This window comes from Rhodococcus daqingensis, from assembly GCF_042665615.1.
Taxonomy (GTDB): Bacteria; Actinomycetota; Actinomycetes; order Mycobacteriales; family Mycobacteriaceae; genus Rhodococcus_G; species Rhodococcus_G daqingensis.
Genome location: NZ_JBHTCS010000021.1, coordinates 52335 through 64985, shown reverse-complemented (window position 1 = coordinate 64985; position 12651 = coordinate 52335). Strand labels below are relative to the sequence as shown.

The following is a 12651-nucleotide window of genomic DNA, read 5'->3' as shown; positions in this document are numbered from 1 at the left end:
TTCAATCACGCCTATCGCGATGTGGCTCCGACATGGCTGGGCAGCCGGCAGTCGATTGCCTCGCTGCTAGCATTCGACCCGGGGAGTCGATTTGGGGGAATCGTATGTCATTGAAGGTTGATCCCGAGATGCTGCGCAAGTTCGGGGATGCCGTGTCCGGAGTATCCGATTCGATCGCGGGACTCGACGTGAGCTCGCCGTTCGTGGATTCACAGCAGGCGCTCCCAGGTACCCAGTTCTCGGACGTCTGTGTGGACGGATTCGAAGTGACAGCCGCGGCGCTTCGGAATGTGTGCTCGAGGCTTATGACGATCTCTGAGATCGCGCACGGCACCGCGAACAATTATGACGTCACCGAGACCGACTTCACCGCAAAGCTGCACGTGATGGACGTTCCCTCATGAGCCCGACCGTCTCGCAGGTCAAGTCCTGGAACGTCCATGCGCTTCGGGCTACGGCCAACGGCATCGAATCCGTCGCAGCGAAGGTTGACGCTCAGGTGGACTGTCTCACCTCCGAACAGGACGCTCTCGCCGAAACATGGCACGGCACCGCTGCCACCGCAGCGGCCGGGCGCGTCGTGCAGGAACAGCGACTCGGGCGGGGCGTGTCCGGAGCCCTCGACGCGGTCGCGGAGGAGTACCGGGTGGGTGCGGGAATCGTGGAGTCGGCGCGTGACCACCTGGTCACGGTGGTCGCAGGCGCGCACAGCCGCGGATACCGGGTCGCCGACACCGGGGAGGTCGATCCGAGTGGACTGTTGGCGATGCTCGCGCTCGCCCCATCGGGTATGGCCGACATCGCGGCTCTTCGGATCAAGAAGGAGGCAGCGGAACTGACTATCGCGGTGGTCGGGGCGCTGCGGCAGGCGGAATCCGCCGCGTCCGATGCATCGAGCCGGATTCAGGACGCGACGGTCGTACTCCAGCGGGCCGGAGACGCCGCGGTGCCTGGCAAGGTCGTGGAGGAAAAGAAGGACGTCTTCACCTGGAAGCCCGACGTGCCGGCAACGGTTGCCGCATCCTCGATCGGTCTGGTGGCAGACGGAACAGGGGCGGGACTCGTCGGCGCGGCCACCACCTCGGGTGACGACCTGGCGCGCTCGATCGGTCGAGGTCTTGGGCCGTTCTGGGCCGTCGTCGGCACGGTGCCAGCTGTCGTCAACGACATCGACGGTGGCATGGATCCGACGAAGGCGGTTGTGTCCGAAGGTGTCGGTGCGGGGTTTGGGTTGTCACTTGGAGCGTGGGCGGGGTCGGCGGTAGGTCCGGTGGTCACGTCGGCACTGGCGGGATCAGCGGTGGGATCCGCGGTACCCGGAGTGGGGACGGTTGTTGGATTAGTCGTCGGGGCCGGCGTCAGTGCGGGCGCCGGATACGGCGTATCCAAGATGATTCAGAAGATCTGGGATTGACAAGTCTTGGGTGGCCGGCCATGAGCGCGGGGCCCCACAAGTCGAGAGGTAAAGGCAAGGATGGCTAAACGCCCCGCGGGTACGAGTGGTGTTGACCCGACGTTACCGGAGTTGGGAATCCACGGTGTTTGGCCGCATGCGTTGCGAATTGCGCCCTTGGTTGGGGTGGGCTTCGTTGCGCCGGTCGCGGTATTGGCCGTACTCCTCGTGTTGGAAGGATTGCGCGATCACGAGACAGAGACTGTCGTGCTGGCGGTGGGCTTCTTCGTACTGGCATGCGTCGGCACCATAGGTCTGTTGGGCTTGGCTGGATTTCGGTACTTCGGATTGTCGCGCAGAGTCACCGGGGTAGGTACAGGCGATGGGTGCGGTATCCGGATCCCGATGCGGCGGTATCTGGTTGCCCTGCTCATAGTTCTCGGATTGGTCGCGGCGTTCACGCTCGTGACCGCGATCGGATGGTCGTTCGGGCTCGAATCGACCGCCAGCTTCCTCAACCCCGACGATGTCGGTGAGGCTCGGTTCCTTTTGGTTTGCGGCGGAATCTCGGTGGCTGCGTTCGTGTTCTTCGTGGCGTTCCGAGCATCAACGGTCTTGATCGTCTCGCGAGCGGGTATCCGGCGAACCACGCGGCGATACCGCGGCCCCATCGTCAAGACGTTCGACGTCTTCTTGCCGTGGGACGACATCGTCGAGTTCATTCCGGACGAGCAGATAGTCGGCGGCCTCATCGAGGTCCGCAATCCCATCATCAGGATCCGGTCGACCACGACGCGCACCAAAGCCGAGCAGCTCGCCTTCGACACGGACGATCAAGTCACGGTCCTGGCCCACCTCCTCGTTGCCGAACCCAACACCCTGCTTGCGCTGCTCCAGTTCCTCAAGGACAACCCCGACCGCCGCGACATTCTCATGCGCCCCGATGCCCGTGAGCTGTTGCGCCCGCCGGCGCTGCGCGTGCGGTTCCGGGAGGCGCGTTCCGCCAAGTCGTCGGGTTCGAGAAGGGCCCTGCGAAGTGGTTTCTGACGCCAATGATTCGGGTGATCAGACGATCGCGGAGTACCTCGCCGCGCATGGCATCGGCTGCGTTCCATCGGATGACGGTGAGTCGACGGTTTCGGTCCCGGTGCTGCCGGGGTGGTCCGAACTACCCGTTGGGGAGGTTTCTGGGGCAGTTCAGGTGCTGGTATGTCTGGGCGCCGCGACGGAGGGATTCACTCCGAACGCGGTGCTGACGCACGGACGACTCACGGCCGCGGCCGAGCCGGGGGATGTGCTGGCACGGGCGTTCGCCGATTCACGGCGACTGCCTGGATGGCAAGACGTGGAACTGTCGACCGCCGAATTCCACGGTCGCCCCTCGGCGTTTATCCGAGGCATTTACGCGGTCGAGCCCTGGAATCTGGATGCTACGACCCGCTACGTCGTGTCCGACGGGAAGCAGGGGCAATACCTCACCCAACTGACCGTCACGTCGCTGGCGAGTCGGGACGGCGACCTCGCTACCGACGTCGCCGTCCTCAACCTGGGGCTTGAGATAACCCAGCGTTAGACCTGCCGCGCTACGCCGCCAGCAGGTCCTTGTACTCCGGATTCTGCTCCACGAACTTCTCCACATACGAGCACGACGTCGCGATCGAGATCCCGTCCGCCCGCGACGCGTCCAGCGCTGCCGCGACCAGCTTGCCTGCCAGCCCCTGCCCGCGGAACGCGGGATCGGTGACCGTGTGGTCGAAGTCCCGGACGCCGCCGATCACGGTGTAGTCCGCGTACCCGGCGAGTGCGTCGTCGACGTGGATCTCGAAGCGGTTCTCGGCCGGCTTGTGCTCGATGCGGTGCGCCACGGTGACGGGTCCTTTCGTCGGAGGATGCCTCGCACGTTACCCATGCGGGGTACTAGCAGGGTCAACTATCCGGTCCCGAGCGCTATTCCGGAGTCCGCCAGGGCGGGGCGAAGGTCGTCCAGAGTGGCCGTCTCGTGCAGCCACGTCGGCGACGTGATCGGGGTCTCCAAAACCCGCTGCACCGCCCGCGCCGCGACCGCCGCCGTCGCCCGCGACTGCGCGCGCCCCGTCGCCCACCACGACCGGCCGTCGCCGCCGCGGGCGGCGATCACCCAGCCGTCGCCGCCGGGCATGCCGCCCGCCGGGATAAGTGACGCGATCCGCGGGGTCCAGGTCAGCGCGGCCAGGCCGACGGTCGCGAGGCGGGAGTCCAGTCGCAGGTAGCTGCGGACCGGGACGCCGAGGTCCTGGGTCAGCCGGTGCTGGTCGGCGAAGTCCGTGCGCAGCGCCGGGAACGGCGGGTAACCGGCCTCGGCCGGGAGGTCGAACCGCGTGGGCCGGGTGTAGTTCCGCACCCGCGAGCCGTCCGGGTCATCGAAGCGCTTGCCCAGCAGCCCGTAGGTCCAGGCGGTCGCCGCGGGGCCGTGCGCCTCGCCGGCGCCGAGCCCGATCAGCACGTCCACCGGTCCTTCCGTGCGCGCGGCCTCGGCGGCGAGCAGGCTGCTCAGGCCGGGCGCGATGCCCACGCCGAGCAGCACCGGGCCCTGCACCCGCTCCAGCGCCCGCGCATACTCGGACGTCGCGGTGATGTCGACGAACGGGATCCCGCGCCCGGCGACCGCCGCCGCGACCGCGGGCTCCTCGGACCCGGAGCAGTTCACCACCGCGGACACCCCGTCGATCCCCGACTCCAGTGAGCGGGGATCGGTCAGGTCGACCACCCGGTCGGCCCGCGCGGGATCGCGGCCCGCGGCGAGCGCGTCGACTCCGTCTGCACGCAGCCGTTCGACCACGTGCGCGCCGACCGCGCCGTATCCGCCGAGAACCAGTACCGAGGTCATGTCGTCTCCCAGATCGCTAGAGTGAAGCTCTAGTGCGTAACTCTAGATCTACACTTCAGTTCGTGGCAACACCAATCGCGGACGACAAGACACCGGCGCGGCGAAAGATCCTGACCGCGGCGCGCACCCTGTTCACCACCGCCGGCTACGCGTCGACCACCATCAAGGCGATCGCGACCGAGGCGGGCGTCGCGGTGCAGACCGTCTACTTCGTGTTCGGGAACAAGCGCACCGTGCTCGCCGCGCTGCTCGACGTCTCGATCGCGGGCGACGACGAGCCGATCGCCACGCTGGACCGGCCGTGGGTGGCCGAGGCCGTTGCCGAGCCGGACCCGCTGACGCAGCTGCGCATCCAGGTGTACGCGGCCAGGCTGATCCTGGACCGGGTGGCCCCGGTGCTGTTGGCGGTCCGCGCGGCGGCGGGCGCGGACCCGGAGGTGGCGCAGCTGTGGCAGACCACCTGCGAGCACCACGAGACCGTGCTGCGGCACCTGATGACCGCGCTCGCCGGCAAGGTCGACGGCCTCGACGTGGACCGCTGCGTCGACGTTGGGCTGGCACTGCAGAGCCCCGAGACCCACGCCCTGCTCATCGACGAACGGGGCTGGAGCGCAACGGACTACGACGATTGGGTGGTCGAGGCGCTCGCGGCCGCCGCGGGCATCGCGAACCGGCGCTAGCCGAACAGCTCCCGGATGTCCTCGGCGGACAGCGTCGCGTTGAACGCCCCGCCCTCGTCCACCACGCTGGCGAACAGCTCCGACTTGCGGGCCTGCAGCGCCATCACCTTCTCCTCGATGGTGTCCCTGGCGATCAGCCGGTACACCATCACGTTCCGGGTCTGCCCGATCCGGTGGGTGCGGTCGACGGCCTGCGCCTCGCTGGCCGGGTTCCACCACGGGTCGAGCAGGAAGCAGTAGTCGGCCTCGGTCAGATTCAGCCCGAACCCGCCCGCCTTGAGGCTGATCAGGAACACCGGCGCGTCGCCGTTCTTGAACTCGCCCAACACCTTCGCGCGGTCCCGGGTGCTGCCGTCGAGGTAGGCGTAGCCGACGCCCTCGGCCTCCAGGCGCGTGCGCACCCGGTCCAGGAAGCCGGTGAACTGGCTGAACACCAGCGCCCGGTGCCCGCCCTCGATCACATCCTCCAGCTGCTCGAGCAGCGCGTCGATCTTCGCCGACGTGATCGAGGCGTGCTGGTCGTCGATGAGCGACGCGTCCAGGCTCAGCCGGCGCAGCAGGGTCAGCGACTGCAGGATGGTGAACCGGTTGGCGTCCACGTCCTCGACCAGCCCGAGGATCTTCTGGCGCTCGCGCTGCAGGTGGGTGTCGTAGAGCTTGCGGTGCCGCGGCGACAGCTCCACCTCGAGCACCTGCTCCTGCTTGGCGGGCAGGTCGGAGGCCACCTGTTCCTTGGTGCGGCGCAGGATCAGCGGCTTGATCCGCCGCCGCAGCCGGCCGAGCAGCTCGACGTCGCCGCCGTTCTCGATCGGGGTGCGGTAGTACTCGGCGAACCGGGTCGGGTTCGGGAACAGCCCCGGCGCGGTGATCGACAGCAGCGACCACAGCTCCATCAGGTTGTTCTCCATCGGGGTGCCGGTGATCGCGATCTTCGTCGGCGCCTCGATCCGGCGCATGCACAGGTACGCCTTGGACCGGTGGTTCTTGACGAACTGCGCCTCGTCGAGCAGCAGCATCGACCAGCGGAGCGCGGCGTATTCCTCGTCGTCGAGCCGGGCCAGGGTGTAGGAGGTGACCACCACGTCGGCCCCCGCGATCGACTCGGCCAGCGGCGCACCGCGTTTCGCCGCCGTCTCGGTCACCGCGACCACCCGCAGGTGCGGGGCGAAGCGGGCCGCCTCCGACGCCCAGTTCGAGACCACCGACGTCGGCGCCACGATCAGCACCGGCGGATCGGACGGATTCGCCTCCCGGGCCTGGCAGATCAGCGCCAGCGACTGCACTGTCTTGCCGAGGCCCATGTCGTCGGCGAGGATGCCGCCGAGGCCGTTGCTCCACAGGAAGTTCAGCCAGCGGAACCCGTCGAGCTGGTACGGCCGCAGCGTCGCCCGCAGCGAGGCCGGTGCCTCGACGGTGGACGACGCCGCCACGTCCAGCAGCCCCTGCACCTGCTCGCGCCACCGGGCGGCCTGCCGCTCGACCACCCCGAGCGCCGCGAACTCCTCCCACAGCGACACCTGGAACCGGCTCAGCCGCAACCCGTTCGGGTCCTGCTCGTGCAGGTCGCGGGCCTCGGCAATCAGGTCCTTGAGCCGCTGCAGCTCCGGCTTGTCCAGCGAGAGGTAGGCGCCGTCGGACAGCAGCAGGTGGGACTGGCCCGCGGTCAGCGCGGCGAACAGGTCCCGGAACGGCACGGGGGCGTCCTCGACGCGGACCGTGATCGACAGGTCGAACCAGTCGCCGCTGTCGGTGGCGTCGGTGCCGACGCCGATGCTCAGGGTGTCGCCGGCGTCGCGGTAGTCGGCGGCGGTGCCCTCGACCCGCACCTCGACGTCATCGCGCCCGCGCAGCAGCGGCAGCAGCTCGGTGGTCAGCCGCGCGGTGTCGAGCCCCTCGAGGCTCACCCGCGGCAGCAGCCCGCCGCCGGGGCCGAGCAGCCGGTGCGTCTCGAGCGGCAGGTCCAGCCCGGCGAGCAGGGCCCGCTCCGCGGCCGCGTCGCGGAAGGACTCGTCGTGGCCCGGAGCCAGCTCCACCTCGTGGTCGGTGGCGCCGATGGCGTAGCCGAACCGCCAGTGCAGCTGGGCCCGGTGCCGCGCCTGGTACGCGACGTCCAGCAGCAGCGTCGGACCCTCGATCGTCGGGGCGGTGAACGAGCCGTTAGGGGAGCGGACGCTCGCGGCCCGGCTCAGCCGCGGGTAGTAGGAGGTCGCGAACCGGTCCGCGTCGGCGGCGGGCACGGTGATCGAGGCGCCGGCGATCGCGAGTTCCTGCATCGCGCGCGGCGCCGTGCCGGACAGCCGGGCGATCCGGAACGGCCACTGCGCGGGCGAGGGGGCGCGCGGGTCGTCGGGTCGCAGGTAGATCACCCCGTGCGCGTCCTCGCCGAGGAAGCCGAGCACGTCCACGGGCAGCTCGGCGTCGTCGGTGCGCACGGTCGGGGTGACCACGAGGTCGCCGCCGGTCTCGTCGATGTCCACGCACAGCTCGGCGGTGCCGGGGTGGGGGAGGGCGCCCAGCTCCTTGGTGCCGTAGAGCAGCTCGATGCCCGCGCCGGCGGCCTCGTCGAGCAGCGCCCACAGCCGCCGGCTGGTGATCGTGGTCAGGTCGAGGTCCTTCTCGGCGGTCCCGTAGCCGCTCCGCCGGCGCCCGCCCAGCTGGTGCACCGTGTGCAGCTCGGTCAGCAGGTCCCGGTGCCGGGGGTCCACCTCGTGCATGGTCGGCAGGTTCGCCCAGGCCATGTTCGCGTTGACCCAGCCCGACCTCCCGGGCCGCGCCAGCCTCGCGTACAGCCGCCAGAACTGGGATCGGGGGCCGGGGGTCAGCGTCAGCTGCACCGCCAGCGGGACGGTTCCCTCGATGCGTCGGTCGTCGCCGCCGAGGGCGGCCCCGAGCAGCTCCTCCCAGGACGGTGGCGCCGCGACGGCCTGCGTCTCGGGCTGGTCGAGGAGGGCGACGGTCAGCGCGACCGAGTGCTTGCAGTTCATCCGGACCGGGCAGCTGCACTCGCCGTGGCTGAATTCGAGCCGGTCTGTGTTCGGCTTGAACCGCGCGGTGGTGCGGTACAAGTCGGTGCCGTCGACCAGGCCGACCGCCCGACCCTCGGCGGGCATCCAATCCAGCTCGAGCACCGCTCCGCCGCGGGCGTAGCGGACGCCGCGGTCGTAGGTCGTCGTGCCGACCGCCCGCACCAGGGTGGTGATGGCGTGGTCGCGGTCGATGGGCGAGAGCATGGGTAGACGGTAGTCGGTGGGGGCGACGGTGAGTACGGTCAGGAGACGGGAAGAAACGCGTGCGTCGATTGGGGCGGATCGTGGCTGAACGCATCGGGCTTGTCGTAGCGGGAGCGGGCGCGCGAGGGGCCTTCGAGGCCGGCGCGATGGCGACGCTGGCGGAACGGATGGCTGAGGACGACACCCCGCCATCGATCCTGGTGGGCACCAGCGCCGGCGCCCTGAACGTGGTCGGGCTCGGCGGTTTCCTCGACCTGGGACTCGTGGAGGCGGCGGACGAACTCGTCCGTCAGTGGGGTTCGTTGGAGCTGGACGACGTCTTCGAACCGGTGAGCAGCGTCGTCGGGAACGGGCTGCGCTACCTGGGGCAACTCGCCGGAATGCCGGTACGGCTGCCGAGTCTGTTGGACACCGAGCGGCTGCGGACAACCCTGTTGAGGCTGCTGCCGTGGGACATGCTGCACGAGAACATCGCCGCAGGAACGATCGATGCCGTCGCGGTGACCGCGACCTCCGTGGCGACGCGGGGAACGGTCGTGTTCGTGGAGAAGCACCCGTCCGTGAAGCTCCCGCGCTACGACGCGAGCCGCAACATCACGTACGTGGAGACGACACTCGGCGTCGACCACGTGCTCGCCTCCGCCGCCGTGCCGGCGCTCTTCCGCCCGGTGCACGTGAGATATCCGAAGCGCTGGTCCGGGTGGTACGTCGACGGCGGGTTGCTGCTCAATACGCCGCTCAAGCCCGCGATCGATTTCGGTGCCGACCTGTTGGGCGTCGTCGCGACGCACCCCCGGACCTGGCCGACCGGGTTGCCGTCCGCCCAGCCCATTCACACCGGGAAACCGGACGTGTTCGGTGCCGCGGCGCTCGCCCTGCGTGCCATGCTGGCCGACCGCATGATCGAGGATCTGACCGCGATCGAACGCCGCAACAAGCGTGCGCACCCCTACCCGAAGAAGCCCTACCGGATCGGCGTCACGTTCGCCGGTCCGTCCCCGGGCCGGCCCGGTGAGATCGCCGCGCTCGCGGACAGGGTCTTCCGCGAAGAATTCGCATGCCTGCGGGGTGCGAACAACCCTGCGTTGTGGGCACTGGCCCGGCTGATCGGGGGCGAGGCGGCAGACCGAGGCGATCTGCTCAGCTTCCTCTTCTTCGACCCCGCCTTCACCCGGCAGGCAGCAGACCTCGGGCGTACCGTCGACCTGGTCGAATCCGGGTAGCCATGCCGCTGCCCGACCCCGTCCTCGCCGACTCAGCTGAGGGCGACCGGGTGGTAGTACAGCGCGGTGTCGGTCTCCTCGACCCGCACGTCGACCATGTCGCCGACCTCGAGGTAGTCGCTGACGTTGATCCGGGCGCTCGACCCCATGAGCCTGCGGACCGAGCGCGCCGGGATCAGGCCCTGCCGGCCGTCGAGGGTGACGGCGAGGGCATAGCGCGGGCCGGTCCGGGTGATTCGGGCATAGACCGTCGGCTCCTCCGAGCTCTCCGGCGCCGTGCCGTCCGCGTCGGCGTCGAGTTGCGCCGTCTGCCGGTCGAGCTCGGCGGCCAGCAGGTCGGCCATGGTGTCGACGTTGTCCAGCAGCGTGGCCATCTTGCGCGCCACGTCCCGGTGAAACTCGTTGGGCTTGAGCGCCTTACCGGGCTTGTACATGTCCTCGTGGGTCAGCTCGCCCCACGCGTCCTGCAGCAGCGTCTTCACCTGCACCTCGACCTTGACGCCGAGATCGCCCTCGTGGGTGGCGACCTTGATCAGCAGGACCGCGTGATACGCCCGGTAGCCGCTGTCCTTGGGATGGGTCACGTAGTCCCGCGGCGGGACGGCCAGGCGCACCGAGCAGGCGGGGGAGGTGCAGGCCTCGTGCAGCTTCTCGGTGAACGCGGAGAGATCGCGCGGCGTCTTGCACAGGACCTTGATCCCGATCAGGTCGTGGATGGCGTCGGCGATGTGGTCGGTGGTGGTCGGCCGGGCCATCTGCCCCTCGGCGATCCGGCGCCGGACCTTGTCGGCGGTGCGCTCGCGATCCTTGATCCGGGCGGTCTTGGCATTGAGCCGGTCGCGGTCCAGGTCCTCGAGCACGTCGTCGGCGAGCGTGTCGAGGAACGTCTGCGCGGTGACCAGCGCCGCGGCCCACGCGCGCTCGCGCTGATCGTAGAGCTGGTTCACCAGCGCCGCGATGCTGTCCGACTTCTTCCTGGTGCGCATGATCCGATCCGGAGTGTGTGGGTGGTTCGTGGGGTGAGCCGTCAGCTCGGCTCGTCGAAGAGCGTCTGCTCGCCGGGATCGCTGAACAGCTCCATCTGACGCACCGGCTTCGAGGCCGGGGGCGGGACGGTCAGCTCGCCGTGATCGACCTCCATCGGCGCCGGCTCGGGTTCGGGCGGGCCGTCCAGCCGCCCGCCGAACCGCGCCGCGAACTCGTCGTCGACGGTGCGCGCGAACGCGAACAGCTGCTCCAGCATGTCGATGAGATGCTGCGGGACATACGGGTTCGCGAGCACCGCCGCCCACGCCTCCACCCGGTCCGTGGACAGGGTGAACTTCAGGTGCGGCCAGCGGCGGTTCATGTCGGCGATCAGCTCGCTGGCCCGGGTCCGGTCGCTGACCTCACGCACCAGCGGCACCCGCACCTGCACCTCACCGCCTTCGAGGTGCGGCCCCACGAACCCGACCACCCTGCCCAGGGCGAGCATGAAGTCGCTGTGGCCGTCGTCGCCGGGCGGCTCGTCGAACAGGCGGGCCAGCGTCAGCGCGACCAGCTCGTAGAGATGCTCGTCATCGCGCGGCACCACGGCCGCACCCAGGTCCAGGGCGAAGAACTCCTCGTCCGGCAGCGACGGTTCGAACTCGAGCGCCTCCAGCGTCCCCACTGCCTCGGTCCGCAGGAAGCTGGGGTGCGGGACGCTCCAGGTCTCCCGGAACACGGTCACCGCCATCGCGGCCAGCTGATCGGCCCAGTTCGCGGGCTTGTCGACGTAGAACGCCGGCGACCCCGTGTCCGGTTCGTCCTCCGGGGCGCGGGTCGGGCGGTGCCAGCCCAGCTCCACCAGCCGCGCCTCGGCCGCGGCGGACAGCCGGTGCCGGGGGTCGAGGTAGGCGTTCGACGGGACCTCGCAACGCACCTGGTCGCCGCCCCACGCCAGGAACTGCACGCACGGGACGAAGCCCTCCACCGAGGACTCTTCGCCCAGCTCCAACGCCAGAAGGTCGTCGTCCACCATGGACGCGACATGGTCGGCGAGAACCACCTGGAAGTCGGCCCAGGCCTGCTCGATGTTGTCGTCGAAACTCGCGGTCATCGTTCCCCCTGTCGCGTGTCGTGGAACCCCGACATCAGCAAACCTATCGCGAGGGTCCGACGAAGTCCGGGAGGCGAGCGGGCCGCCATTGCCTGAAAACGAGACAAGAATCGGACATCGTGAGCTTCTGAGACAAGCACCTGGGGTCTTGTGATCCGATGAGACGACCATGTCGTCGGATGAACAGCAGGCGAGGTCACCGAACTCGAAAGATGGTGTGGCCTGTCCTCGTAGGCCCGGTCGGCCAAGTCTGATTATGGGACGTTCCGGTGGGCTCGGGGCCCACAGAAATGGGTCCTGGATAGGGCGCCCTCGCAGGATCAGCGTGCAGGACGGGTATCCAGGACTGCTTGACGGCCGCCGGCCGAGGAAGTCGATCGCCTCACTCACCGGAGTCCTGCTCTGTCTTACCGTTCATCAAACAGGACACCTCCATCGCAGGCCGGAAGTGTGGACGAGTGGGTGACGATCGGCTTCGTGATGGCCGATGGCTGCGAGCCTCATATCGGAAACGGTCGGAGGTGTTCGGGTTGCTACGCGGAGTCCGGTTGGCCGTCGATTCGTTTGACAGGCAGCCACGTCGCGAGGGTAAGAGCGAGTGAGCCCAGGAGTCGTTCACCGAACACGCAGAGGGTCTTCTCCCATGGATGCCCGAACGTTCCCTCGCTGAGGTCGTCCCGCAGAAAGATGTAGTAGTCGCCGTTGGGGTAGACGGGAACCCGCCACTCGGTGTCACGAGTGGCGGCATGGAGGGCGGCATCGAGTCGGTATCCGGGGTGCTGCCAGTCCAGCACCACGAACGTCGGGTCATCGGGAAACTCGCAGACGAAACAGCGCAATGCCTCGGCGTTCACCGCGTCGAAGCGGCTCTGCCAGGCGCCTGAGATGTCGGCGGGCGCGTTGAGATCGAAGGTGATCGACGGTGTCGGTTCGGCGATCGCCGGCCAGGTCGATTCGGTGATGCCGGGCCGGAATCCGAACCTGTCAGTGAACCGATCCCAATATCGATCCTGGTCATCCAGCGTGGTCCAGCCATTCGGCAGCGGGCTGCCGAAGTTGTGCGTGTGCCTCATCATCGCGGCGACCTCCTTCGGCTAACCCCGGGCCGTTCCCGTTGTCTGTCCGCAATGACGATGTCACGGGTCCGGCGAGGATTGACTGTCCGAATCGAAGATGGCA

At 68.8% G+C, this 12651-nt stretch carries 12 protein-coding genes; 6 read left to right on the top strand and 6 right to left on the bottom strand.

From position 1 onward, the window contains the following. The first annotated feature begins 110 nt into the window (after window positions 1-110). The 4 genes from ACFQS9_RS17475 to ACFQS9_RS17460 all read left to right on the top strand — a co-directional run bounded on the left by ACFQS9_RS17475 (window position 111) and on the right by ACFQS9_RS17460 (window position 2966). A complete protein-coding gene (locus ACFQS9_RS17475; protein ID WP_378406943.1) occupies window positions 111-404 on the top strand; it encodes a hypothetical protein in 294 nt (97 codons plus the stop codon). Further along, entirely contained in the window at window positions 401-1414 is a 1014-nt protein-coding gene (locus ACFQS9_RS17470) for a hypothetical protein (RefSeq protein WP_378406941.1), read from the top strand. The genes ACFQS9_RS17475 and ACFQS9_RS17470 overlap by 4 nt, the downstream gene beginning before the upstream one ends. A gap of 165 nt (window positions 1415-1579) precedes the next feature. After that, a complete protein-coding gene (locus ACFQS9_RS17465) occupies window positions 1580-2440 on the top strand; it encodes a hypothetical protein (RefSeq protein WP_378406939.1) in 861 nt (286 codons plus the stop codon). After that, entirely contained in the window at window positions 2430-2966 is a 537-nt protein-coding gene (locus ACFQS9_RS17460; protein ID WP_378406937.1) for an LpqN/LpqT family lipoprotein, read from the top strand. The genes ACFQS9_RS17465 and ACFQS9_RS17460 overlap by 11 nt, the downstream gene beginning before the upstream one ends. Window positions 2967-2976: 10 nt before the next feature. Here ACFQS9_RS17460 and ACFQS9_RS17455 read toward each other — a convergent pair whose 3' ends face one another. Beyond that, complete coding sequence (locus tag ACFQS9_RS17455; RefSeq protein ID WP_378406935.1) at window positions 2977-3258, bottom strand: GNAT family N-acetyltransferase; 282 nt, start codon at window positions 3256-3258, stop codon at window positions 2977-2979. Window positions 3259-3323: 65 nt separating this feature from the next. Then, window positions 3324-4259: an SDR family oxidoreductase gene (locus ACFQS9_RS17450; protein ID WP_378406933.1), complete on the bottom strand. Its 936-nt coding sequence runs from the start codon at window positions 4257-4259 to the stop codon at window positions 3324-3326. A gap of 62 nt (window positions 4260-4321) precedes the next feature. On the opposite strand from ACFQS9_RS17450, the gene ACFQS9_RS17445 reads away from it, so the two are divergent. Further along, window positions 4322-4939, top strand: coding sequence for a TetR/AcrR family transcriptional regulator (locus ACFQS9_RS17445; RefSeq protein WP_378406931.1), 618 nt, complete (start codon window positions 4322-4324; stop codon window positions 4937-4939). Here ACFQS9_RS17445 and ACFQS9_RS17440 read toward each other — a convergent pair. After that, on the bottom strand, window positions 4936-8169 hold the full coding sequence (locus tag ACFQS9_RS17440) for a DEAD/DEAH box helicase (RefSeq protein ID WP_378406929.1): 3234 nt from the start codon (window positions 8167-8169) through the stop codon (window positions 4936-4938). The two genes, ACFQS9_RS17445 and ACFQS9_RS17440, sit on opposite strands and share 4 nt — an antisense overlap. 80 nt (window positions 8170-8249) lie before the next feature. On the opposite strand from ACFQS9_RS17440, the gene ACFQS9_RS17435 reads away from it, so the two are divergent. After that, entirely contained in the window at window positions 8250-9392 is a 1143-nt protein-coding gene (locus tag ACFQS9_RS17435) for a patatin-like phospholipase family protein (protein ID WP_378406927.1), read from the top strand. 32 nt (window positions 9393-9424) lie between these two features. On the opposite strand, the gene ACFQS9_RS17430 is transcribed toward ACFQS9_RS17435, so the two are convergent. The 3 genes from ACFQS9_RS17430 to ACFQS9_RS17420 all read right to left on the bottom strand — a co-directional run bounded on the left by ACFQS9_RS17430 (window position 9425) and on the right by ACFQS9_RS17420 (window position 12548). After that, on the bottom strand, window positions 9425-10378 hold the full coding sequence (locus tag ACFQS9_RS17430) for a RelA/SpoT protein (protein WP_378406925.1): 954 nt from the start codon (window positions 10376-10378) through the stop codon (window positions 9425-9427). A 41-nt stretch (window positions 10379-10419) separates the two neighbouring features. After that, window positions 10420-11472 (bottom strand): TY-Chap domain-containing protein, encoded by a 1053-nt coding sequence (locus ACFQS9_RS17425; protein WP_378406923.1) that lies wholly within the window; start codon window positions 11470-11472, stop codon window positions 10420-10422. Between the two features lie 533 nt (window positions 11473-12005). Then, window positions 12006-12548 carry a DUF2716 domain-containing protein gene (locus tag ACFQS9_RS17420; protein WP_378406921.1) on the bottom strand — a complete coding sequence of 181 codons (543 nt, stop codon included), beginning with the start codon at window positions 12546-12548 and terminating at the stop codon, window positions 12006-12008. Between the last annotated feature and the right edge of the window lie 103 nt (window positions 12549-12651).

Bases quoted from the DNA above. Each gene is read 5' to 3' on its own strand.
- ACFQS9_RS17430 (WP_378406925.1), bottom strand. From the start codon at position 10,378: ATGCGCACCAGGAAGAAGTCGGACAGCATCGCGGCGCTGGTGAACCAG.
- ACFQS9_RS17420 (WP_378406921.1), bottom strand. From the start codon at position 12,548: ATGATGAGGCACACGCACAACTTCGGCAGCCCGCTGCCGAATGGCTGG.
- ACFQS9_RS17440 (WP_378406929.1), bottom strand. From the start codon at position 8,169: ATGCTCTCGCCCATCGACCGCGACCACGCCATCACCACCCTGGTGCGG.
- ACFQS9_RS17470 (WP_378406941.1), top strand. From the start codon at position 401: ATGAGCCCGACCGTCTCGCAGGTCAAGTCCTGGAACGTCCATGCGCTT.
- ACFQS9_RS17425 (WP_378406923.1), bottom strand. From the start codon at position 11,472: ATGACCGCGAGTTTCGACGACAACATCGAGCAGGCCTGGGCCGACTTC.
- ACFQS9_RS17450 (WP_378406933.1), bottom strand. From the start codon at position 4,259: ATGACCTCGGTACTGGTTCTCGGCGGATACGGCGCGGTCGGCGCGCAC.